20 protein-coding genes are annotated in these 21306 nt (G+C 69.5%); 9 read left to right on the top strand and 11 right to left on the bottom strand.

The genetic code is table 11. The features are described from left to right. The first annotated feature begins 4 nt into the window (after positions 1–4). Positions 5–673, top strand: coding sequence for a MerR family transcriptional regulator (locus HR086_RS21075; protein WP_174466501.1), 669 nt, complete (start codon positions 5–7; stop codon positions 671–673). 147 nt (positions 674–820) lie between these two features. Next, on the top strand, positions 821–2170 hold the full coding sequence (locus HR086_RS21070) for a hypothetical protein (protein WP_174466500.1): 1350 nt from the start codon (positions 821–823) through the stop codon (positions 2168–2170). A gap of 18 nt (positions 2171–2188) precedes the next feature. On the opposite strand, the gene HR086_RS21065 is transcribed toward HR086_RS21070, so the two are convergent. The 11 genes from HR086_RS21065 to HR086_RS21015 form a co-directional block, all read right to left on the bottom strand. After that, positions 2189–3469 carry a hemolysin family protein gene (locus tag HR086_RS21065; RefSeq protein WP_141647371.1) on the bottom strand — a complete coding sequence of 427 codons (1281 nt, stop codon included), beginning with the start codon at positions 3467–3469 and terminating at the stop codon, positions 2189–2191. Between the two features lie 78 nt (positions 3470–3547). Further along, positions 3548–3931 carry a response regulator gene (locus HR086_RS21060; RefSeq protein WP_141647363.1) on the bottom strand — a complete coding sequence of 128 codons (384 nt, stop codon included), beginning with the start codon at positions 3929–3931 and terminating at the stop codon, positions 3548–3550. A 95-nt stretch (positions 3932–4026) separates the two neighbouring features. Further along, positions 4027–4878, bottom strand: a complete 852-nt coding sequence (locus HR086_RS21055; protein WP_174466499.1) for a metallophosphoesterase — start codon at positions 4876–4878, stop codon at positions 4027–4029. Between the two features lie 63 nt (positions 4879–4941). Next, the gene (locus HR086_RS21050) at positions 4942–6150 is read right to left on the bottom strand and encodes a ceramide glucosyltransferase (RefSeq protein WP_174466498.1); all 1209 of its coding nucleotides are present in this window, start codon (positions 6148–6150) and stop codon (positions 4942–4944) included. A gap of 135 nt (positions 6151–6285) precedes the next feature. Beyond that, positions 6286–6972 carry a phosphate signaling complex protein PhoU gene (gene phoU, locus HR086_RS21045; RefSeq protein ID WP_141647373.1) on the bottom strand — a complete coding sequence of 229 codons (687 nt, stop codon included), beginning with the start codon at positions 6970–6972 and terminating at the stop codon, positions 6286–6288. Positions 6973–6995: 23 nt separating this feature from the next. Beyond that, positions 6996–7739, bottom strand: coding sequence for a phosphate ABC transporter ATP-binding protein PstB (gene pstB / locus HR086_RS21040; RefSeq protein ID WP_217440826.1), 744 nt, complete (start codon positions 7737–7739; stop codon positions 6996–6998). Positions 7740–7792: 53 nt separating this feature from the next. Next, positions 7793–8704: a phosphate ABC transporter permease PstA gene (pstA, locus tag HR086_RS21035; RefSeq protein ID WP_141647366.1), complete on the bottom strand. Its 912-nt coding sequence runs from the start codon at positions 8702–8704 to the stop codon at positions 7793–7795. Then, positions 8701–9690 (bottom strand): phosphate ABC transporter permease subunit PstC, encoded by a 990-nt coding sequence (gene pstC, locus HR086_RS21030; RefSeq protein ID WP_246137655.1) that lies wholly within the window; start codon positions 9688–9690, stop codon positions 8701–8703. Before pstC ends, pstA begins: the two co-directional genes overlap by 4 nt. 58 nt (positions 9691–9748) lie before the next feature. Next, positions 9749–10570 carry a phosphate ABC transporter substrate-binding protein gene (locus tag HR086_RS21025; RefSeq protein WP_141647368.1) on the bottom strand — a complete coding sequence of 274 codons (822 nt, stop codon included), beginning with the start codon at positions 10568–10570 and terminating at the stop codon, positions 9749–9751. A gap of 48 nt (positions 10571–10618) precedes the next feature. Further along, complete coding sequence (locus tag HR086_RS21020; protein WP_217441890.1) at positions 10619–11881, bottom strand: porin; 1263 nt, start codon at positions 11879–11881, stop codon at positions 10619–10621. A 90-nt stretch (positions 11882–11971) separates the two neighbouring features. Then, positions 11972–12661, bottom strand: a complete 690-nt coding sequence (locus tag HR086_RS21015; RefSeq protein WP_174458909.1) for a response regulator — start codon at positions 12659–12661, stop codon at positions 11972–11974. Positions 12662–12890: 229 nt separating this feature from the next. Between HR086_RS21015 and HR086_RS21010 the strand changes: the two genes are divergently transcribed. The 7 genes from HR086_RS21010 to HR086_RS20980 form a co-directional block, all read left to right on the top strand. Then, a complete protein-coding gene (locus tag HR086_RS21010) occupies positions 12891–13427 on the top strand; it encodes a hypothetical protein (RefSeq protein WP_174466496.1) in 537 nt (178 codons plus the stop codon). Positions 13428–13797: 370 nt separating this feature from the next. Then, positions 13798–15192, top strand: a complete 1395-nt coding sequence (locus tag HR086_RS21005) for a hydroxymethylglutaryl-CoA reductase, degradative (RefSeq protein ID WP_174458890.1) — start codon at positions 13798–13800, stop codon at positions 15190–15192. A gap of 159 nt (positions 15193–15351) precedes the next feature. Beyond that, positions 15352–17028 (top strand): PAS domain-containing sensor histidine kinase, encoded by a 1677-nt coding sequence (locus tag HR086_RS21000; RefSeq protein WP_174458889.1) that lies wholly within the window; start codon positions 15352–15354, stop codon positions 17026–17028. Continuing rightward, positions 17025–18362 (top strand): sigma-54 dependent transcriptional regulator, encoded by a 1338-nt coding sequence (locus HR086_RS20995; RefSeq protein ID WP_174458888.1) that lies wholly within the window; start codon positions 17025–17027, stop codon positions 18360–18362. The genes HR086_RS21000 and HR086_RS20995 overlap by 4 nt, the downstream gene beginning before the upstream one ends. 239 nt (positions 18363–18601) lie before the next feature. Continuing rightward, entirely contained in the window at positions 18602–20143 is a 1542-nt protein-coding gene (locus HR086_RS20990) for a SulP family inorganic anion transporter (RefSeq protein ID WP_174466495.1), read from the top strand. Continuing rightward, positions 20140–20901, top strand: a complete 762-nt coding sequence (locus tag HR086_RS20985) for a carbonic anhydrase (RefSeq protein WP_141648863.1) — start codon at positions 20140–20142, stop codon at positions 20899–20901. The genes HR086_RS20990 and HR086_RS20985 overlap by 4 nt, the downstream gene beginning before the upstream one ends. Before the next feature lie 107 nt (positions 20902–21008). Then, positions 21009–21306 (top strand): TSUP family transporter (locus tag HR086_RS20980; RefSeq protein WP_141648864.1); only part of this gene is annotated, 298 nt, incomplete at its 3' end.

Here is a 21306-nt window from a genome sequence, read left to right as displayed (position 1 = left end):
GTGCATGCGCATCTCTGAACTGGTGGAGCGGACGGGTGTTCCGCTCGCGACGCTCAAGTTCTATCTGCGGGAGGGGCTGTTGCCGTCCGGAGAGGCCACGTCGGCGACGCGGGCCGAGTACGGCGAGGCCCATGTGCGGCGCATCGCCGTGATTCGCGCGCTGACGGAGACGGTGGGCCTGAGTGTGCAGAAGGCGCGGGAGGTGCTCCAACTCATGGACCGCCCGGAGGACGACCTCTTCGAGACGCTGGGCAAGGCGATTGCCGCGTTGCCGCCCAGCGTGACGCCGGAGGCGGCGGAGGATTATCCCCGGGCCCGCGCGGTGCTCGAGAAGCTGGGCCAGGTCTATGACCCCCGGTTCGCCGCGGTCGCCCAGTTGGAGCTCGCGCTGGCGGCGGCGGAGTCGGCGGGGATTCCCTTGGATGACAGGCGGCTCGCCGTCTATGGGCCGCACATCCGCGCCATCGCCGAGTTCGACGTCGGCAGTATTCCCCGGGAGGCCACGGCCGCCGTTGAGTACGCCGTGCTCGGAACGGCGGTCCACGAGCCCGTGCTCATCGCGCTGCGGCGGCTGGCGCATCAAGACGTCGCGGCGCGGCGACTGGGGCAGGGGAGCGCGAAAGCAGGTGCTCCGACGCGCCCGGCCCCGCGGCCCCGGCCCAAGGGGCGCTGAGGGCAGGCCGGGCGTTTCACTCCACGGAGCTTCCGTGCGCAATCGACGCGGGTGAACGACGTACCCGTTGCGGCCGTGGGCGTATCATTCGCCCGCATGCTTCTGGCCTCGAGCGAGGAGCGGTGGGGCCTCTTCAAGGAGCGCTTCATGAGTCAGCGTGGAATCGTGACGAGGTGCGGTATCGCGACGGCGTGTCTCTGGGGCGTCGCTTCGAGCGGCAATGCCCTGGCCGCCCCCGAGCCAGCTGCCGTCGTGCCCGAGGTCATGGCCGTGGGCGAAATCACAGCCGCCTTCGCGGACTTTCGCCGGACCTGTGAAGCCGATGGGCGGCGACTGTGGGGGCACTCGCTGTGCGCTCCGTTGCTCGTCGTACATCCTGAAACGCGGGCCTTCGTGGCAAGCGAGTGGCCCGGGAAGTCCGGAGCGGGCCCCTGGGTGGGCGTCCTGCCCACCGACGTCACCATCGCCAACACGGCGCTCACCTGGGCCGGAGTCTCATGGGTACAGCTGAGGGCGCCGCTGCCCGAGGCCCCCGCGCGTCGGCGCGCCCTGCTGGCCCACGAGGCCTTCCATCGGCTCGCGAGCTCGTTGGGACATCGCGGCCAGGAGGGGGCCAATGCCCACCTCGATGACTTCGAGGGCCGCACACTGTTGCAGCTCGAGTGGCGTGCCCTCGCGTCCGCGCTGCGCTCAAGCACCGCGTCCGCGCGCCGCACCGCCGTCGAGGACGCGCTGGCGTTCCGGAGCGAGCGTCGAGCGCGCTTCGCCTCGGCGACCACCGAGGAGGGCTCGCTGGAGCGCCATGAAGGGCTCGCGGAGTACACCGGCGTGAGCGCGGCGGCCAGCCAGGCTCGAGAGCGCCGGGCGCTGGCGCTGGAGAACCTGGACGACGGCGCTCGGCGAAACTCCTTCGTGCGGGCCTTCGCCTATGCGTCAGGCCCCGCCTACGGCTTGCTGTTGGATGAAGCGGGCGCCTCCGCCACGGGCTGGCGAAAGCGGGCGCTGGAAGGCGCGGACCTGGGGGACCTGCTCGGGGAGGCCCTCCGGCTGCCCGCGCCAGGGCCCGAGCGGAACGTGGCGCGGCGCGAGACGCGTTATGAGGGCTCCGCCCTGCGCGAGGCCGAGACCACGCGTGCGCGGCTCGCCCGTGAGCGCGCGGAGGCCCTGCGCAAGCGCCTGGTGGAGGGGCCCGTGTTGCGCCTGCCCCTGCTGCGCATGCGCATCCAGTTCAACCCGGGGGAACTCGTCCCGCTGCTCGAGCATGGCACCGTGTATCCGGGAGCCCGCATCGTGGATGAATGGGGCTCGCTCAGCGTGACGTCCGAAGTGCTCGTGGCCCAGGACTGGAAGTCCGCCACCGTCGTCGCGCCACCCGAGCGTGCGCAGGGCTCCCGGTGGCAGGGTGATGGCTGGGTTCTGGAACTTGCTCCAGGCTGGAGCGTGCGCGCCGGAGCACGCCCCGGAGAGCTGGCCCTCCAGGCTCCAGAGTCCCGCTAGCCTGGAGTCCTGCGGTGCTCAGCCCTCCTCGGGCTTGGCCTCCGGAAGGTGGATGCGCACCGAGCGCACGCGCCGGGGCGTCGCCTCCAGGACCTCCAGCTCCAACCCGTCCTTCGTCCGGAGCTTCGTGCCGGGCTCGGGAATCGCGCCGCCCGCCAGCGCGATGGTCAGCCCCGCCACCGTGGAGTAGTCGTCGTCCTCGGTCAGGTCCAGGCCCAGCTCCCGGTTGATGTCCCGGATGGCCGCGCTGCCCTGGACCACCGCCGCCAGGGGGCTTTCGCGCAGCACCAGCTCCTCGGGCGTCTCCGACTCGCTGAGGATGTCGCCCACCAGCTCCTCGACCAGGTCCTCCACCGTCACCAGGCCCACGACGCCGCCGCGCTCGTCCACGATGATGGCCAGCTGCATGCGCCGCCGCTGCAGCTCCTTCAGCGCGTCCATGGCCCGCATCGTCTCCACGAGGAAGAAGGCGGGCCTCACCACGTCCTCCAGGACGATGAGGTGCCCCTCCCAGGCCACCCCGAGCAGGTCCTTGGCGATGACGTAGCCGACGATGTTGTCCATCGTGCCCTCGAACACCGGCATCCGCGAGTGCCCGTGCTCCAGCAGCGTCTGGCGAATCTCCTCCGCGTTCGCGTGGCGGCGCAGCGCGACGATCTGCTCGCGCGTCACCATCAGCTCGCCCACCGTCAGGTCGCCCATCTCGAACGCACGCGCGGCGATCTCCCCGGCGCGCGGGTCCAGGGAGCCCTGCTTCGTGGCCTCCTCCACCAGCGTTTGCAGCTCCTCCGCCGACAGGCGGCTCTCGCTGAAGGTCGTCCGGTCGCCGAACAACCGCAGCACCACGTTGGAGCTGGCGGTGAGGAACCACACCACCGGCCGCATCAGCCACGACAGCCCGTTGAGAGGACGGCCGATGAGCAGCGCGTAGCGCTCCCCGGCCCGCAGCGCGAGCGACTTGGGCACCAGCTCGCCCAGCACCAGCGACAGGTACGACACGACGATGACGACTCCCGCGAGAGCGACTTCGTCCGCGGTCTCCGTCGGAAGCCCGAAGCCCGCGAGCACGGGGGCCAGCCGGTTCGCGATGCTCGCGCCGCCGAAGGCCGCAGCCGTGGCGCCGATCACCGTGATTCCAATCTGCACCGTCGCGAGGAAGCGCTCCGGGTCCTTGCGCAGGGCCTCCACCGCCTTCGCGGAGCCGCTGCCTTGCTCCACCAGTTCCTTCAGCCGCGTGCGGCGCAGGGAGATGACCGCGAGCTCCGCCCCGGCGAACACGCCATTGGCCAGGACGAGCAACAAGATGATGAGCAGCTCCGAAACGATGATGGCCCTCCTCTCAGGAGCCCTCTACCGTAACCCCGGATGCCCGGCCGCTCACTCACCAAGTGACTGCAAGAGGAGAGACAGTTGGTCCTGGCTGGCGCCCTTGGGCAGGTAGTAGTGGGGGCCGGACAGCAGGGCGTCGCCCACGTCCTGGGCCGCCGCTGACGTGAGGAACACCACGCGGGGCAGGGGACCGCGCGGAAGCCGCGCCACGACCTCCAGGCCGCTCATCCCCGGCATGTTGAGGTCCAGGAGCATGACCTCGTAGCGCTCACCGCGCCGAAGACTGGCCAGGGCCTCGTGGCCATCGGCCGCTTCGGTGGCTTCATACCCCAGATCCTCCAGGCTGAGCCGAAGGAACTCTCTCCAGTCCGCGTCGTCATCGACGACGAGCACCCGTCTCGCGCTTTCTTCATCCGTGTCCAGTCGCGCCAAGCATCCTCCCCGACACGGGAAGAACCTCCCTGCGCACCCTCGACATTCGCTTCCTCGGGAGAAATGGCCCCTGCCTGGAGAGCAGGGGGGCGGGCTCAGAACAGGGCCATGCCCAGCTGCGTCACCAGGTACTGAAGGGCAGGTCGCACATTGTGCCCCGCGGTCCGGGGACGCTCGGGCTGCGTCGAGTGACACCACTGGGGCTCACCGAGCAGGCGACCGTCCGAGTGTTGGAACAGCCGGAAGCGCCCCAGGTCCGTGGAGCTGCCCGCGTTGAAGACGCGCAGCGGCCGTCCGTGCGCCGTGTCCAGCACCGTCTCGCAGGGCTGGTGACGGTGGCCATGCAGCACCAGGTCGCACCGGCCCTGCACTCGCGCCACCAGCTCCGCGCCCAGCGACAGCTCGGAGGCGTGGGGCCATCCCATGCGCGTGGCCAGGCGCTCCGGGAAGCTCTCCTCGGGCAGCGGCAGCACGTGGTGATGCACCAGCACCGCCACCAGCGCGTCGCGCGGCGCGGCGTCGAGCGCGGCCTCCACCCGCTCCACCGTGTCGAGCGACAGCTCTCCATGGCTCGCGAAGTAGTTGCGGTTGTGCTCACCCGTGGAGTCCACGCACACGAAGTACACGCCGGGGCGCTCCACCGTGCGGACCTTGAGGCCGTCCATCCATGCGCCACCCACGTCCTCGCCAGGACGGTCATGGTTGCCGGGGATGAAGGTGAGCCGTCCGGTGTCCAACAGCGGCGCGAAGATGTCGACGAACCGACGGTACTCCTCGCGCGAGCCCTGGTGCGTCAGGTCTCCGGTCAGCACCACGTGGTCCGCGCGGCTGGCCTGGACGGCCGAGAGCAGCGCTTGCGCGGAGGCATCACTGTCGGGGCTCAGGTCCAGGTGGAGGTCCGAGAGATGAGCCAACGTCCGAAGGGGCATGCGAAGCAAGGTAGGCATTGCTCGCGGCGCCTTCACGTCCGTGCGGTGAAACCGCCGCAAGCGTGATGAAACAGATGTGCATCACCCGGCGACCCACTCGTCCCCCGGGGGGAGGGTGGTGTTCACCGTGGACACCACCGCGCGCGGCGGCAACAGCCGGGTGCCGGGGCCCACGCGAAGGCGCGTGCCACGCCAGTCCACCGTGCGGAAGAACGCGCCGTGCCACCACGCGACGAAGAGCAGCAGGTCCTTGGTGAGCACCGCTGGCGCGGCGCGCCACGACACCGACTGCGGTCGCAGCGCGCGAAACACCGCGAGATCCACCAGCACCTTGCCGAGGACGACCGCCGTCGCCACCTTCACGGCCTCCGGGGTGGGGCTGGCGAGCACGCCCAGGAGGGCCAGCGGAATCGGGTTGAGCAGGGCCTGCGCCAGATAGGTGGGCGGCGTGACGGCCGTCCGGTGGATGACGCTCCAGCGCAGGTAGCGCTGGAAGAAGGCGCGCACGCTCTTGCCCAGCGACACGTTGTAGACCGGGGCGCACGCGACGACGACGCGCCGGCCCAGCTTCCGCGTCACCCACTGGCCGATGACGTAGTCCTCCGCGAGCACGTCGCGCACCGAGTAGAAGCCGCCCAGGGCCTGGACGTCCTCGCGCCGCAGCGCCATGGACTTGCCTACGACGATGTCCTGGTCCGCGCAGCGCTTGGCTCCAATCATCCCCGCCGCCGCGCTGGACGTCAGGTAGAGGTTGTCCAGCAGCGAACCGAAGCTCCGCTCACCGATGCCCGCCACCGGGTGCGTCACGCAGCCCACCGTGGGGTCCGCGAAGCTGGCGGCGATCTCCTCCAGGTAGCCGGGCCCCACGCGCGTGTTGCTGTCGCTGATGACGAACACGTCGAACCGGGCCCGGTCCGCCAGGGTGATGAGCTGATTCACTTTCGGATTCAGCCCCGGCGCGCCTTCCTGCAGCTCCAGCCGCATGACGCCGGGCCAGCGGCGCACCGCCTCGCACGCGACCCCGTAGGCCGAGTCGCGGGTGTCCTTCACCCCGAGCACCACCTCGTACTCGCCGGGGTAGTCCAGGTGGGCGAAGTGCTTCAGGTTGGTCTCCAGGTCGTCATCCGTGCCGCACAGCGGCTTGAGGATGGAGATGCCCGGCCACGCCGCGCCCGGAGGCAGGGCCCGGGGCCGCTCCCGGCGATGGCGGAGCACGAGCACGTACTGGATGACGAGCGCGGTGAGGCCGAAGCCGGCGGCGAAGAGCAGGAGGGCGGAAGCAAGCGACATGCGCGGGCAGTCCCCGAGGAGGCGCGCGGTCATCGCGCGACCTGGGTTCCACGCTAGGGGGCCCGCGCGTCAGGCCCGCGGAGCGCTCGCGGCGCCGGGGCCAATTCGACGTGACAGCGAAGTGAAGCGGGTGGGCTAGTCGCCCAGGTTGCGGCTGCGCGGGTGGCGGATGTCCTTGCCCCGCACCATGTAGACGACCATCTCCGCCACGTTCATCGCGTGGTCGCCGATGCGCTCCAGGTGCTTGGCGATGAACATCAGCGCGGTGGCCCGGCGGATGTTCTTCGAGTCCTCCATCATGTACGCGAGCAGCTCGTTGAAGATCTTGAGGAAGAGCGCATCCAGCAGGTCATCCCCCTGGAGCACCACCTCGGCCTTCGCCACGTCGCCGGAGACGAAGGCATCCAGCGAGCGCTTCACCTGCTGCTGCGCCAGCTCCGCCAGCTTCGGCGTGTCCACGTAGGGCGCCAGCGGGGGGACCTGGTTCAAGTCCATGGAGCGCTCGGCGATGTTCACCGCCAGGTCGCCGATGCGCTCCAGGTCGGTGACGATCTTCAGCGCCGTGGTGATGAGGCGCAAGTCACTGGCGGCCGGCTGGCGCAGCGCGAGGATGCGGCGGCACAGCTCGTCGATCTCCACCTCCAGCCGGTTGACGTCCTTGTCCGCGGCGACGACCTTCTCCGCCAGGGCGCTGTCGCGGTCCGTGAGGGCGCGCATGCTCTGGACGATGAGGCCCTCCACCTTGGCGCCCATCGCGAGGAGCTTCTCGCGCAAGTCCCTCAGGTCCTGCTCGAACGCCTTGTCCGTGTGAGTCAACGCCATCGCCGCCAATCCCTTCTCTTCGCTCACCCGAACTTCCCGGTGACGTAGTCCTCGGTGCGCTTCTCGCGCGGGTTGGTGAAAATCTGTTCGGTGGCGCCGCATTCCACCAGTTCACCCATGTAGAAGAAAGCCGTCCTGTCACTCACCCGCGCGGCCTGCTGCATGTTGTGGGTGACGATGGCGATGGTGTACGTCGCCTTCAGCTCGTGGATGAGCTCCTCTATCTTCGCCGTGGCGATGGGGTCCAGGGCGCTTGCGGGCTCGTCCATCAGCAAGACCTGGGGCTCCACGGCCATCGCCCGGGCGATGCACAGCCGCTGCTGCTGGCCGCCGGACAGGCCCAGGGCGCTCTCGTGCAGCCGGTCCTTCACTTCATCCCAGAGGGCCGCGCCGCGCAGGGACTTCTCCACGCGCTGCTCCAGCGCCGCCTTGTCCTTCATGCCGCCCACGCGCAGGCCATAGGCCACGTTCTCGAAGATGCTCTTGGGGAACGGGTTGGACTTCTGGAAGACCATGCCCACGCGGCGACGCAGGTCCACCACGTCCACGCTGCGGTCATGGATGTCCATGTCGTCCAGGAGGATGGTGCCCGTGTGGTTGGCGCCCGGAATCAAGTCGTTCATCCGGTTGAGCGCGCGCAGGAAGGTGGACTTGCCGCAGCCGGACGGGCCGATGAGGGCGGTGACGCGCCGGTCCAGGATGGCCAGGGAGACCTTCTGGATGGCCGCCTTCGTGCCGTAGCGCAGGGTCAGCTCGCGCGCCTCCATCTTCGGGCGCGGGGCGTTGGGATTGAGGGACATGGAGGGCGTGTACCGTTGAGTCAGTGGGCGCCCGCGGCCTTGCGGCGCGTGCGGGTCCGGATGATGACCGCGACGAGGTTGAGGGCGAACGTCAACAACAGCAGCACCAGCACCGTCGAGTAGAGCAGCGGGCGCGTGGCCTCCACGTCCGGTGACTGCGTGGCCATCACATACGTGTGGTAACCCAGGTGCATGAACTGGGAGTTGAGGTGGCTGGGCAGGTCCGGGAGGAAGTAGGCCGCGCCCGTGAAGAGGATGGGCGCGACTTCGCCGGCGCCTCGGGAGATGGCCAGCACGGCGCCAGTGAGGATGCCCGGCAGCGCGCCCGGGAGCACCACCCGCCCCAGCGTCTGGGACTGGGTGGCCCCCAAGGCGAGGCTCGCGGTGCGGTGGTCCATGGGGACGGCGCGCAGCGCCTCCTCGGTGGAGACGATGACGACGGGCAGCGTGAGCACCGCCAGCGTCAGCGAGGCCCAGAGGATGCCCGGTTGCGCCCAGTACATCTCCTCGTGGCCGAGCGCGCGGTCCATGCCCTGGCCCACGAAGAGGATGAAGAAGCCCAGGCCAAACAGGCCGAAGACGATGGAGGGCACGCCGGCCAGGTTCACCACCGCCACGCGGACGATGCGGGCGAAGAGCGAGTGGGGTGGGGCGTATTCGTGGAGGTACACGGCCGTCAGCACGCCCACCGGCATCACCGCCACGGTCATCAGCAGGGTGAGCGCGGCGGTGCCGAAGATGGCGGGGAAGATACCGCCGCCCATCATGCCGTCGGAGGGCGGCTGGGAGAGGAAGGTCCAGGTGACGCCGCCGGCGCCGTTCTCCACGACGTTGAAGAGGATGATGGCCAGCATCGCGATGATGATGAAGGCCGCGAGGCCGGTGAGTGACGTGAGCGCGAAGCCCACGGCGCGGCGGGTCCCCGGCGTCACGCGGCACCTCCCGTCAGCTTGCGGATGACCCTCTTGGTCCACGTGGAGGCCATGAGGTTGAGCACGAAGGTGAAGATGAAGAGCTGCACGCCGATGAAGAACAGGAGCGAGTAGTGGGGGCTGCCCACCACCACCTCGCCCATCTCCGCGGCGATGGTCGCCGACAGCGAGCGCGCCGAATCCCCCAGGCTCCAGGAGATGACGTCCGCGTTGCCGGAGGCCATGAGGACAATCATCGTCTCGCCAATGGCGCGCCCGAAGCCGAGCACACACGCGGCGAGGATGCCGGGCGCGGCCGCGGGGAGGACGACCTTCCACGCGGTCTCCCAGGGGGTCGCCCCCAGGGCCAGGGAGGCCTCGCGGTAGCTGCGTGGCACGGCGGTGAGCGCGTCTTCCGACACGGTGAAGATGACGGGGACGATGGCGAGCGCCAGGCCCAGGCCGGCCACCATCGCGTTGAGCGGCCGGTCGAAGCCGAGGGCCTCCTTCACCACGGTGGACATCACCATGAGGGCGAAGAAGCCCAGGACGACGGAGGGGATGCCCGCGAGCAGCTCGATGACGGGCTTGAGCAATTCGCGCAGGCGGCGGGGCGCGAACTCCGCGGCGAACAGCGCGCCGAACACGCCCAGCGGGACGGCCACCAGCATGGAGACCGCCGTCGTCTTCAGCGTGCCGACGAACAGCGGAATCATGCTGACCTTGGGAATCTTCGACACGGGCTGCCAGCGGAAGGGCGGCTTGCCCGGGGCCACGTCCTGGGCCAGGAACATCTTGGAGAGGCTGGCCTCGTGGCGGGCCTCCGGCTCCGTGAAGAGCGCGAGGGCCTCCTTGGCCACGAAGATGATGATGAGGATGAGCGCCGCGATGCCGGTGAAGGCCATCAGGGTGATGAACCCCGCGATGACCTTCTCCCGGAGCTGACGCCGCCGCGCCGCGGGTGACAGCGCGGGCGCGATGAGAGGCTGCGTGAGACCCTGCTCCATGATGGCATGTCTATCCATAGTGGCTCGGGCCCCTGGTGACATTCGTGTGACGGAAGGCTCACTTCACCGGGAAGTAGCCGACCTTGGTGACAACGGCCTGTCCTTCGGGTGACAGCGCGAAGTCGATGAACGTCTTGGCATCCCCGGAGGGCTTGTTGCGCAGGTAGAAATACAGGTCGCGCGACAGCGGGTACTTGCCCGTCTTGATGTTCTCCGCCGTGGGGGCGATGTCCTCGTTGCCCTTCTTGATCTTCAGCTCCTTGATGCCCTTGGCGTACGCGGCGCCGCCGTAGCCGATGCTGTTCTTCTCCTTGGAGACGGCGTTCACCACCGCGGCGGTGCCGGGCAGCGTCTGGGCGGAGGCCGCGTAGTCCTCGCCGTCCAGGACGTGGTCCTTGACGAAGACGTAGGTGCCCGAGGAGTTCTCGCGGGAGTAGATGATGATGGGCGCGTCGGGGCCGCCCAGCTGCTTCCAGTTGGTGACATCCCCCACGTAGATGCTGCGCAGCTGCTCCACGGTGAGCGCCGTCACGGGGTTGCCCTCGTTGACGTAGAAGGTGACGCCGTCCTTGGCCACGGGGATTTCCACGCCCGTGGAGTTGTAGCGGGCGCGCAGCTTCTGCTTCTCCGCGTCCTTTATTTCACGGCTGGACATGGCGATCTCCGTGGTGCCGTTCTGGAGCGCCGCCAGCCCCACGCCGGAGCCGCCGCCGGTGACTTGCACCTTGGTGGCGGGTGTCTTCTTCATGAACTCCTCGGCCCATCGCTGCCCGAGGATGACCATGGTGTCGGAGCCCTTCACGGTGACGTTGCCCGCATGGGCGGAGAGCGGGAGGGCGAGCATCAGCCCGATGACCAGTGAACCGAAAATTGCCTTCATGGCGGATTCAGCTCCAGCGAAGTGGTGGTGTTGGGAGGAAGGTAGGGCCTAGTAGCGGGCCTGCATCTGGAGGGTGAACAGGTTGTCATGCGGGTCCTTGGCGTCGTCCGGATGGGCCGTCATGGGCATCTCGTACGCCGCGGTGACCTTGAGGTTCTCCCCGAAGTAGTGGAGGACGGCGACGGCCAGGGTGCCCACCGAGTTGGTGCTCGCGGGACGTCCCTCTGACGCGCTGTTCTTGCGGCCATTCTCCGGGTCGAAGAAGTCGTAGCGGATGGCCACCGCGTCCGACACGCCCACGTTCTGGACAATCAGGCCGTACCAGCCGCTGGCGGGAACGCCGGGCTGCTCCACCTTCACGTCACCGGAGCTCTTCCAGTACGACCTGCCGGTGATGTACTCGCCCTTGATGGCCGTGGCGCCCAGGGGGAGGAGGTCCAGGTAGAGCTGCGCGTCCAGCGCCACGCGGTCCCTCGTGTGCGCCTTGCGGAAGGTGTCCGAGGGGCCCTTGGTGATGGTGTGGCCGTACCAACCGGAGACGCCTCCGGACAGCCAGCCCAGGTCGAAGCCCGCGCGGCCGATGACGTCCTTCTCCTTGTCGTTGTCCACGCCGACGGAGCCCTGGTTGAAGATGCCGTCGCCGTCGAAGAGGCCCGCTGCGACGTGGACCTTCCCCTCGAGGAAGGTGCCGGCGAACTTGACGCCGCGGTCCCGCTCGTCGGGCAGGAAGGCGCGCACGACGCGGGTGCGCTCGGGAATCTCGCGGTCGGCGGAGGACTGCACGGCCTCATAGCCGAAGGGCCACTTCATCTGGCCCAGGGTGAGGCCGGCCTGTTGGTGGGTGCCAGGGATGAAGAGGGTGGCCTCGGCGTCGCGCACGGTGACGAACGGGGCGGTGGGCACCGCGTCGATCTGCAGCATCATCTGCGCCCAGTCCGTGGTGTAGGTCGTCTTGATGCGGCCCCGGCGCACGGCGAAGCGGCTGAAGCCGCCCGTGCCGGTGTCGTCCAGGCTCTGCTGGTACTGGTAGCGGCCCTGGACGTAGCCGGAAACCTTCAGCTTCTTGAGGGAGAGCAGGTCGTTCTTCGTCTCGGTGTTCTGCTCCTCCAGGGCGGCGACCTTGCCCTCGGCGGTCGTCATGCGCTCGTCCAGGTCCGCGTCGGCGGGCGCGGCGTCCGCGGGGGGCGCCTCCGGGCTGTCGGACGCGGGGGCCTGGGCGGCGGGCTCTTCGGCGGGCACGGCGGGCGTCTGGGCCACGGCCATGGCCGGGCTCAGGGCGAGGGTGAGGACCGCGGTGGCGAGTTGACGCATCGGGAAGGGTTTCGAGAGGGTCACGAAACTGGCTTCTAGGTAACGCGCGTGGCCGTTTCAGGTCCGTTGTGTGACATCGGTGTCACGAAGTCAGTGGGTCGGGTCGACGATGCGGTAGCCGACCCCGCGCACCGTCTCCAGCAGGGTGCGCGCCGGGCCCAGTTTGTCGCGCAGGCGCATGACGTGGGTGTCGATGGTGCGCGTCTCCAGCGAGGAGGACAGACCCCAGACCTCCTCCAGGAGCTGCTCGCGCGTCTGGACCCGGCCCGTGCGTGTCATGAGGTGCCCCAGCAGGCGGAACTCCAGCGCGGTGAGGGGGACCTCCTTTTCCTCGACGTAGAAGCGGTGCGCGGACAGGTCCAGCTTGAGGGCGCCCAGGGCCAGGGGCGCGGCCTGGGGCTCCTGGGGCGTGCCTCCGCGACGCAGGATGGCCTTGAGGCGCAGCACCAGCTCCCGCACGCTGAAGGGCTTGACGACGTAGTCATCCGCGCCGACCTCGAAGCCGCGGATGCGGTCGGTCTCCTCGCCCTTGGCGGTGAGCATGACGATGAGGATTTCGCGGGACTGGGCTCCGGCGCGCAGCTGCCGGCAGACGTCGATGCCAGACATGTCGGGGAGCATCAGGTCCAGCAGGACGAGCTCGGGCGGACGCTCGCGAGCGGCGATGAGCGCCGTCTCGCCCGTCGCGGCGAGCTGGGTGGAGAAGCCGGCATCGCGCAGGTTGAAGTCGATGAGGTGGGCGAGATCGGGTTCGTCGTCGACGATGAGGACGTGGGCCATGGCGGGCCGGAGTCTGCGCGTCTCGATTTTCATGCACGTGACGCATTTGCAACGATTGTGTGATGACGACCGGTGGGAGGACAGGCGGGCGGCTCACTCGCGCCTCCGGGCATGTCTGGGTGGAAACTGACAGCGGCCCCCCACCGAGGGGCCCCTCGCACGCTCGCGGCGGAGCGTTACCTGTTCATGTCCTTCGGCCTTTTGTCGGAGGTCTTGTCCAGGAGCCCGCATGTCCCTCGACTCACGTCGGTTCATGTCTCGCCTGTGTTTGCTGCTGCTGTCCGTCTGGAGCACCGCCGCGCTGGCGACCGAGGAGTACCTGCAACTGGCCACCTGCCTGGGCCCCCAACAGCAGACCTATTCGCCAGCCCTGAAGCTGTTGCCCCGGCAGACCTATTTCAGCGCGGACGCCACGCTGGATGTGTGCGTGACGCTGGACCCCGCGCTCAGCTCGGCCCGCTTCCAGGTCGCCGGCGGAGGGGTCGCGAGCTGTACGCTCGCGTCGCTCCAGAGCCGAATCGTGCTCGAGTGGAACACGGGGGAGACGAGCATCATCGACATGTCGTCTCCGCTGGACCTCAAGCCCCTGGGCCAGACGGTGGTGCCCTCCTACGGCACGGTGATATCCGGCAGGTTCGAGGGCGCCCTCGTCGTCTCCGTACTGGAGCTGACCCCCAATGACCTGGCCCTGCTCAAATGCCTGACGACGGGAGTCACCGAGTCCTCGGGGCTGATCAGCATGACCTTCCTCCAGCTGTTGCCCTGAGGCGTCAGCCCGGCCTCGTACGAGCCCAGGGGCTTCGTCGTCCCTGCGGGCGAGCCGCGCGTGAGACATCCATGAAAGTCAGACATGGCTTGCGTGCTGCGGGCGCGAGGTGCGGGCTGTTTTCGGGGCGGGGCGGAGGTTCGAGGTGTTTCGATGTCTGGAATGTGGGGCGTCCTCTCGTGAGACTCGCCAGGTCCTCCGGGGTGAAGCCCGTTGTGCCTTGGTGCTAGCTGTCTGTGGGTTGGCCGACCTCGTTTCCCGTGAAGTGTCCACGGGGCAACACAAGCCCCAGGGGGATGAGGATGTGTCATATTGCTCATGGGTTGCTCATGACTCATTTGAGAGGGATTGTGTCGATGTGAGGTGATTGATGGCTGAGAAGCTGGTGGATACCCAAGGCGCCCGTGGGAATGAGTCAAATCAGTCGGTGTTTTCCGGCTTTCAACACCTGTCGTTGGAGGAGCGGCGCGAGCGTCTCGGTGTGGGGCTGGGACTGGACGCGGAGCTCCTGGATGGACTCACCGGAGAGCAGGGGCTGCGGATGGAGGCCGCCCTGGCGATGGTGGAGAACGCGGTGGGGCTCTTCAGTCTGCCCTTGGGGTTGGGGCTCCACCTGAAGGTCAACGGGCGGGACTACACGGTGCCCATGGTGGTGGAGGAGCCGTCGGTCATCGCGGCCGCGTCCTTCGCCGCGAAGCTGGTGGGCGCCGCGGGAGGGTTCGTCGCGGAGGCGGACTCGTCCCTGATGATTGGTCAAATCCAGCTCGCGCGCTTCGGGCCGCCGAGCTTCGCCATGGCGCGCATCCTGGAGGCGCGCACGGAGCTGCTGGCGCTGGCCAACAGCCTGCATCCGCAACTGGAGCGACGAGGTGGCGGGGCCCGGGACGTGGAGGTGCGGCTCCTGCCCCCTCCCGAGGGGCCCGGCATGGAGCCGCTGCTGGTGGTGCACGTGCTCGTCGACACGCAGGAGGCGATGGGCGCCAACCTGGTCAACACGATGATGGAGGGCCTGGCCCCGCGCATCGAGCAGCTCACGGGTGGCAAGGTCTACCTGCGCATCCTCTCCAACCTGTCGGACCGGCGGCTGGCCCGGGCGCGCTGCTCCATTCCCGAGCGGGCCCTGGCGGACTTCGGGCTGAGCGGCGGGGAGGTCGCCGAGGGCGTCGTCCAGGCGAGCCGCTTCGCGCTGGCGGACCCGTACCGCGCGGCGACGCACAACAAGGGCATCATGAATGGCATCGACGCGCTGGCGCTCGCCACCGGGCAGGACTGGCGCGCCATCGAGGCGGGGGCGCATGCCTTCGCGGCCCGAGGGGGGCGGTATGGCCCGCTGTCGGTGTGGCGCAGGGAAGGGGGCCACCTGCTGGGAGAAATCCAGCTGCCGCTGGCGCTGGGCACGGTGGGGGGCTCGATGCTGGCGCATCCCGGAGTCCAGGCCTCGTTCAAGATGCTGGGACAGCCCTCCGCGCGGGAGCTGGCCTGCATCTTCGCCTCACTGGGGCTCGCGCAGAACCTGGCGGCGATTCGCGCGCTGGGCTCGGTGGGCATCCAACGCGGCCATATGGCGCTGCACGCGCGCACCGTGGCGTCGAGTGTCGGCGCGCCACCGGAGTGGGTGGAGGCCATCGCCGCGCTGCTCGTCCAGGAGGGTGAGGTGAAGGTGGACCGGGCCCGGCAGGTGCTGGACCGGATGCGCGGCGGCGGCGAGTCCGTGACGCTCACGCCCTCCGCGCTGCGCACCGGGCTCCAGGACGAAATCGAATAGGCCCCGGGCTTCACGTCCTCCACGTCGACGAGCAAGGGGAAGGGCGCGCCGAGTGCGCGGTGTCCGTCCCCTTCTCCCCGCGTGGAGGAACCAGGGCCTGTCGCGTGTTCTGGTTCCCACCCGCCCGAGGGCTGTGCAACAACGGCGGGGTGAGCCCCCATGACTCCGCCTGACTCGCACTCCTCGCCGCCCAACACTCCGCCCCTGCGCACCCTGCCGGTGCCCACGCTGACTCCCACGCCGGGCGAGCTGGCGCATGCGCAGAAGCGGGGCGGCCGCTCGGCGCTGCTCGGGTTGGGGCTGGTGGGCGTCGTGGCGCTGACGAGTCCCGTGCTCGGCTACCTGGAGGACGTGGGCAACGCGCGCGAGGAGTTGCTGGGGCACCTGTCGAACCAGGCCCGTGTCCAGGCGGACGCGCTGGGGGTCCACCTGCTGCTGCTGGAGGCGGAGCTCGCGCGCGTCGCCGGGCACCCCACGCTCTTTCCGGAGGATGGGGCGTCCCCCGCGGAGCAGGCCCTGCTCGACAGCGCCTTCTACCACTCGTCGCTGTTCTCGGAGGGCGTGGCCCTGCTCGGTCCCCGAGGCGAGCGTGTGTGGAGCGACCCTCCTGGCATGTCGCTGGGCGCGTCGCCCATCACCGCGCGCCCCTGGTTCCAGCGGATGGTGGAGCGCAAGGCGCCGGCCATCGACCTGTTGGAGGGCGAGGGGGGGCCGCTCGTCGTCGCCGTGCCGATGATCAAGGAGGGCCAGCTCAAGGGCGTGCTGCTCGGTGAGGTGCGCACGGAGGCGCTGCCCACGCGCTCCACGGAGGAGACGGCGCTGTTCCTGATGGATGCGCGCGGACGGCTCCTGCTGCCGTCGTCGCCCTTCTCGCACCAGGAGGACTTCTCTGGAGCGCTGCGCTCGCTGGCGAAGGCGCCAGGGCCGCTGATGTTGGAGGGGAACCGGTTGATGGGCGCGGCGGCGTGGGTGGGACGCAGCGAGCTGTTGCTCGTGGTGCTCGAGGACGAGGAGTCAGCCACGGCCGGACTGCGCTCGCGTTTCCTGCGACAGCTCGCCTTCCATATCGCGCTGCTCACCTGCACCCTCGGCCTGTTCCTCGTCCTGCTGCGGCATTCCTACCGCTCGTTGCTCGCGGCGGAGGAGCGGCTGCGCCGTCAGGAGACGATGGCCGCGCTGGGCACCGCCGCCGCGCTCATCGCCCACGAGGTGAAGAACGCGCTCAACGGCATCCAGGCCGCGCTGTCCGTGCTGCGCACGACGCCCGCGGGCAGCGAATTGCCGGTGCGGGGCCTGCGCTCCCAGGTGGAGCGGCTGGGGCATCTGGCGCGCTCGCTGCTGTCGTTCGGCGCGCCCCGTGCCGCGATGCGGCGAAGCTGCGAGGTGCACCTGTTGGTGGAGGAGGCGCTTCAGGCGGTGCGCATGCTGCCCGAGTCGGAGGAGGTGGAGCTGCGCACGTCGCTGGAGGAGAACCTGACCGTCCAGGGTGACGCGGCGCTCCTGGTGTCGGCCATCGACAACCTGGTGCGCAACGCGGTGGAGGCGGGCGCGGTGGCGAAGGACACGGGCCTGCGCCCCGCGCCCTGGGTGGCGGTGAACCTGTCGCGGGATGGCGATGCGGCGCTGCTGGTGGTGGAGGACAACGCGGGCGGCGTGGACCCCCGGCTCGAGCCCCGGCTGTGGGAGCCGTTCGCCACCGGCCGCGCGAAAGGCGTGGGCCTGGGGTTGCCCATGGCGCGGACGTCCGTGGAGGCGCATGGTGGAAGCCTGACCTATACCCGCCGTCCACAGGGCAGCCTCTTCACGCTGCGGTTGCCGCTGGAGCGCACTTCATGAGCATCCATCTGCTGTTGGTGGACGACGACCGGACCTTCGCCTCGCTGGCGGCCACCGTGCTGCGTCACGAGGGTTTCCGGGTGACGCTGGCGCACTCGCTCCACGACGCGCGCGCCGCGCTCGCCCGGCAGGCGCCCGAGGTCGTCGTGTTGGACCGCCGCCTGCCGGATGGCGACGGCATCCACCTCTTGCCGGAGCTGCGCGCGCAGTTCCCGGACACGGCGGTGATGATGGTGACGGCGCACGGCGACATCGCCAGCGCGGTGGATGCCATCAAGCAGGGCGCGCGCGACTACCTGTCCAAGCCGGTGGAGCTCGACGACCTCGTCCTGCGCGCGCGCCGCGCCGCCGCGGACCTCCAGCTCCACGAGCGGCTGCGTCAGGCCGAGAGCGAGCTGGGGGGCCGGCGTCGGCTCTTGCGCCCGCGCGCCCCTGCGATGGTGGCCGCGCTCCAGATGATTGAGCGCATCGCCACCGCGCCCCGAAGTCCGGTGCTCATCACCGGCGAGACGGGCGCGGGCAAGGAGGTGCTCGCGCGGCACCTGCACAACGTGCAGGGCAACCAGGGCCCCTTCGTCCACGTCAACTGCGCCGCGCTGCCCTCCGCGCTGGTGGAGAGCGAGCTGTTCGGCCACGAGCGGGGCGCCTTCACCGACGCGCGCGCGGCCCGGCGCGGGCTGGTGGAGGTGGCCGACGGCGGCATCCTCTTCCTCGACGAGATTGGCGAGCTGCCGCTCAGCCTCCAGGCCAAGTTGCTCACCTTCCTGGACCAGGGCGCCTTCCGGCGGCTGGGTGGGACGACGGAGCTGACGAGCAACGCCCGCGTGGTGACGGCCACCAACCGCGACCTCACGCGCGAGGTGGCGGAGAGTCGCTTCCGAGAGGACCTGTACTTCCGCCTGAGCGTCTTCCGCGTGGAGATTCCCCCGCTGCGCCAGCGCCGCGAGGACGTGCTGCCGCTGGCGGAGTCACTGCTGGTGGAGCTGTGCGCGGAGCTGGGGCGCAGGCCCGTGGACTTCACCAGCGCCGCGAGGGCGCGCCTGGAGCGCTACCCGTTTCCGGGCAACGTGCGCGAGCTGCGCAACGTGCTGGAGCGCGCGCTGGTGCTCGAGCCGGGACCCGCGCTGGAGCTCCAGGCGCTGGAGCCGCGAGGCCCGCTGGGGCCCGCGGCCACGGACCCGGACGCCTTCGTGGTGTCGGGCACGCGCTCGCTCGACGAGGTGGAGCGCCTGTACGTGAAGCATGTCCTCGGCCGCCTGGACGGCCGACGGATGGAAGCCGCGAAGGCGCTCGGGCTGTCCTACCCCACCTTCCTCCGCAAGCTCGAGGAGTGAGCCCCAGGGCGTCGGGACGGTCCCTCCGACGTGCCAGGCCGGCGCTTCAAGTTCCTTGCTCAAGTTTCTTGAAGTCCGGCGCGGGCACTTGAAGTTCCTTTCATCGCCCGCCTGCTCCCGGGCGCCGCATTCCCTTGTGAAATCGCCCGTTTAGGTCCTGGCACGGGCGTTGCCATGACGCACCGCGAGACTCAGCGTGCGCCACCGTGGGGTGGCGTCTTCTCGTGGAGGTGTGTGGCATGACGACGAGTGATGGGAACGCTGGCTCGGCCTGGAAGAATCTGGCCGCTGACCTGCCCGCTTCCCTGGTGGTTTTCCTGGTGGCGCTGCCCCTGTGCATGGGCATCGCGTTGGCTTCAGGTGCGCCCATCGTCTCGGGCCTCATCGCCGGCGTGGTGGGTGGCGTGGTGGTGGGCCTGTTGGGAGGTGCGCCGCTTCAAGTCAGCGGCCCCGCCGCGGGCCTGGCGGTGATGGTGTTCGGGTTCATCCAGACCATGGGTCTGGCGATGACGTGCGCCGCGGTGGCCGTGGCGGGCGTGGTGCAGATGATTTTCGGTGGGCTCAAGGTGGCGCGCGCGGCGCTGGCCATCTCGCCCGCGGTGATTCACGGGATGCTGGCCGGTATCGGCATCCTCATCGTGCTGGGGCAGGTCCACATCGTCCTGGGTGGCAGCCCCCAGTCGAGCGCCTGGCAGAACATCAAGGAGCTGCCGGGGCAGATCCTCGGCCTGCATGGCCCGGCCGCGGTGCTGGGCCTGGCCACCATCGGGTTGATGGTGGTGTGGCCTCTGTTGGCCAAGGGCAAGCTGAAGCTCGTGCCGGCGCCGCTGGTGGCGGTGGTGGGAGCGACGGCGGCGTCGGTGCTCTGGGGCGCGGACGTGTCGCGCGTGGAGCTGCCGGCCAACGTGTTCAGCAGCATGCAGCTTCCGGCGATTCCCACCGGCAACTGGGGTCAATTCGTAACGGCCGTGCTGGCGCTGGCGCTGGTGGCGAGCGCGGAGTCGCTGTTGTCCGCGGTGGCCACGGACAAGATGCACACGGGGCCCCGGGCCAACCTGGACAAGGAGCTGTTCGCGCAGGGCGTGGCGAACACGGTGTCCGGGCTCGTGGGCGGCCTGCCCATCACCGGCGTCATCGTGCGCAGCGCGGCGAACATCGCGGCGGGCGCGAAGTCGCGTTGGTCCGCGGTCATCCACGGCGGGTTGCTGCTGCTCTTCGTCACCACGCTCGGCTCGGTGGCGGGCCTGGTGCCGCTGACGGTGCTGGCGGGTCTGCTCGTCGTCGTCGGCACCAAGCTGGTGAACCTGCACCACATCCGCGAGCTGCAGAAGCGCGGCGAGGTGCTCGTCTACGCGGTGACGGTGGCGGGCGTCGTCGGCATCAACCTGCTGGCGGGCATTGGTCTGGGATTGCTGGTGGCCATGCTGCGGTTGCTGTGGCGGTTGGGCAGCGTGAAGGTGGACGTCAAGCAGGCTCACGGGGAGTTCCTCGTGCAGGTGTCGGGCTCGCTCACCTTCGTGGGTGTGCCCCGCCTCTCCACGGCGCTGGCGCAGGTGCCCGCGGGGTCCAGGGTTCGCGTGGACCTGACCGTGGACACGTTGGACCACTCGGGTTTCGAGGCCATCGAAAGCTGGAGTGACACGCATCGCAAGACGGGCGGCTCGGTGGTCATGGAGTCGCTCGAAGAGGTCTGGGTCCGCAGCGGTACGAGCCGGTCCTCCAGTCCTGTCCTGGGTTCGCAGGTTTCCACCAACACTCTCGCGTCTGAAGGTGCCCCATGAAGAAGCTCATCCGTGGTCTGCTGGACTTCCAGCTCAAGGGTCGGCCCGCCTATCGCGAAGTGTTCGCCCGTCTGGCGCAGGGCCAGTCTCCGGACTGCATCTTCATCTCCTGCTCGGACAGCCGGCTGGTGCCGAACCTGCTTGTGACGACGGACCCGGGCGACCTGTTCGTGGTTCGCAACGTGGGCAACCTGGTGCCGCCGTCGGACGCCCACGGCGTCTCCACGGGGGACCAGTCCGAGCCCGCGGCGCTCGAGTTCGGTCTGAGCAACCTGGAGGTGGAGGACGTGGTCGTCTGCGGCCACTCGAGCTGCGGCGCGATGAAGGCGCTGCTCGCAGGAGGCCAGGTGCCGGGCGCGCCCAACCTCCAGCGCTGGCTGGAGCATGGCCAGCAGGCGCTGCGCACCCTCAAGGAGGGCACCACGGTGGGCGAGGGCCTGCCGGAGTACGACCGGCTCTCGCAGCTCAACGTGCTCCAGCAGCTCCAGCACGTGTCGTCGTACCCGGTGGTGAAGGAGCGCATCGCCGCCGGCAAGCTGCGGCTGCACGGGTGGTGGTTCGACATCGCCAACGCGCAGGTTCACGTCTGGCGTCCGACGCACGGCCGCTTCATCCCCATGACGGAGCTGGTGGGGGAGGCGCTGCTGCGCGAGCTCGGCGGCGATCCGCTCTTCCCGGGCGAGGGTCGGGCGGCGAACCAGGAGGGGCCCGGCGGCGAGGGTGTCGCCCGGATTCTCTCCGTGGCCGCCGGCCACTGAGCCTGGGGCCTCTCGTAGCAGGCAGGCAAGGGGGCATGGCCCACATGGGGCCGTGACTCCTGATTGGAAATCGGACGCTGGAGAGGAAGGATGCGGCCTGGCTCCGCATGACCCCCTTCCTCTTCACGTTCGTCGTCCTGGGCTTCTCGGTGGGCGCGGGACTGCTGGGCTCGCTGCTGGGCATCGGCGGCGGGCTCATCCTCATCCCCGTCCTCACCCTGCTGTTGAAGGTGGACATCCACTACGCGGTGGGTGCGTCCATCGTCTCCGTCATCGCCACGTCGAGCGGCGCGGCGGCCGCGTATGTGCGCGAGCGCATGGCCAACATGCGCGTGGCCATGTTCCTGGAGCTGGCCACCACGGCGGGCGCGCTCACCGGGGCCTTCCTGTCGGGTCGGGTGGGAG

The organism is Myxococcus sp. CA039A, assembly GCF_013336645.1.
Taxonomy (GTDB): domain Bacteria; phylum Myxococcota; class Myxococcia; order Myxococcales; family Myxococcaceae; genus Myxococcus; species Myxococcus llanfairpwllgwyngyllgogerychwyrndrobwllllantysiliogogogochensis.
Note: the sequence above shows the minus strand (reverse complement) of the source record. Positions and strands in the feature narration are given on the sequence as shown.

What these genes read in the sequence shown, in the direction of transcription:
- HR086_RS21075 (WP_174466501.1), top strand. Translation starts at nt 5, where the DNA reads ATGCGCATCTCTGAACTGGTGGAGCGGACGGGTGTTCCGCTCGCGACG.
- HR086_RS21070 (WP_174466500.1), top strand. Translation starts at nt 821, where the DNA reads ATGAGTCAGCGTGGAATCGTGACGAGGTGCGGTATCGCGACGGCGTGT.
- HR086_RS21055 (WP_174466499.1), bottom strand. Translation starts at nt 4,878, where the DNA reads ATGCCTACCTTGCTTCGCATGCCCCTTCGGACGTTGGCTCATCTCTCG.
- HR086_RS21050 (WP_174466498.1), bottom strand. Translation starts at nt 6,150, where the DNA reads ATGTCGCTTGCTTCCGCCCTCCTGCTCTTCGCCGCCGGCTTCGGCCTC.
- phoU (WP_141647373.1), bottom strand. Translation starts at nt 6,972, where the DNA reads ATGGCGTTGACTCACACGGACAAGGCGTTCGAGCAGGACCTGAGGGAC.
- pstB (WP_217440826.1), bottom strand. Translation starts at nt 7,739, where the DNA reads ATGGAGGCGCGCGAGCTGACCCTGCGCTACGGCACGAAGGCGGCCATC.
- pstC (WP_246137655.1), bottom strand. Translation starts at nt 9,690, where the DNA reads ATGGAGCAGGGTCTCACGCAGCCTCTCATCGCGCCCGCGCTGTCACCC.
- HR086_RS21025 (WP_141647368.1), bottom strand. Translation starts at nt 10,570, where the DNA reads ATGAAGGCAATTTTCGGTTCACTGGTCATCGGGCTGATGCTCGCCCTC.
- HR086_RS21020 (WP_217441890.1), bottom strand. Translation starts at nt 11,881, where the DNA reads ATGCGTCAACTCGCCACCGCGGTCCTCACCCTCGCCCTGAGCCCGGCC.
- HR086_RS21015 (WP_174458909.1), bottom strand. Translation starts at nt 12,661, where the DNA reads ATGGCCCACGTCCTCATCGTCGACGACGAACCCGATCTCGCCCACCTC.
- HR086_RS21010 (WP_174466496.1), top strand. Translation starts at nt 12,891, where the DNA reads ATGTCCCTCGACTCACGTCGGTTCATGTCTCGCCTGTGTTTGCTGCTG.
- HR086_RS21005 (WP_174458890.1), top strand. Translation starts at nt 13,798, where the DNA reads ATGGCTGAGAAGCTGGTGGATACCCAAGGCGCCCGTGGGAATGAGTCA.
- HR086_RS21000 (WP_174458889.1), top strand. Translation starts at nt 15,352, where the DNA reads ATGACTCCGCCTGACTCGCACTCCTCGCCGCCCAACACTCCGCCCCTG.
- HR086_RS20995 (WP_174458888.1), top strand. Translation starts at nt 17,025, where the DNA reads ATGAGCATCCATCTGCTGTTGGTGGACGACGACCGGACCTTCGCCTCG.
- HR086_RS20990 (WP_174466495.1), top strand. Translation starts at nt 18,602, where the DNA reads ATGACGACGAGTGATGGGAACGCTGGCTCGGCCTGGAAGAATCTGGCC.
- HR086_RS20985 (WP_141648863.1), top strand. Translation starts at nt 20,140, where the DNA reads ATGAAGAAGCTCATCCGTGGTCTGCTGGACTTCCAGCTCAAGGGTCGG.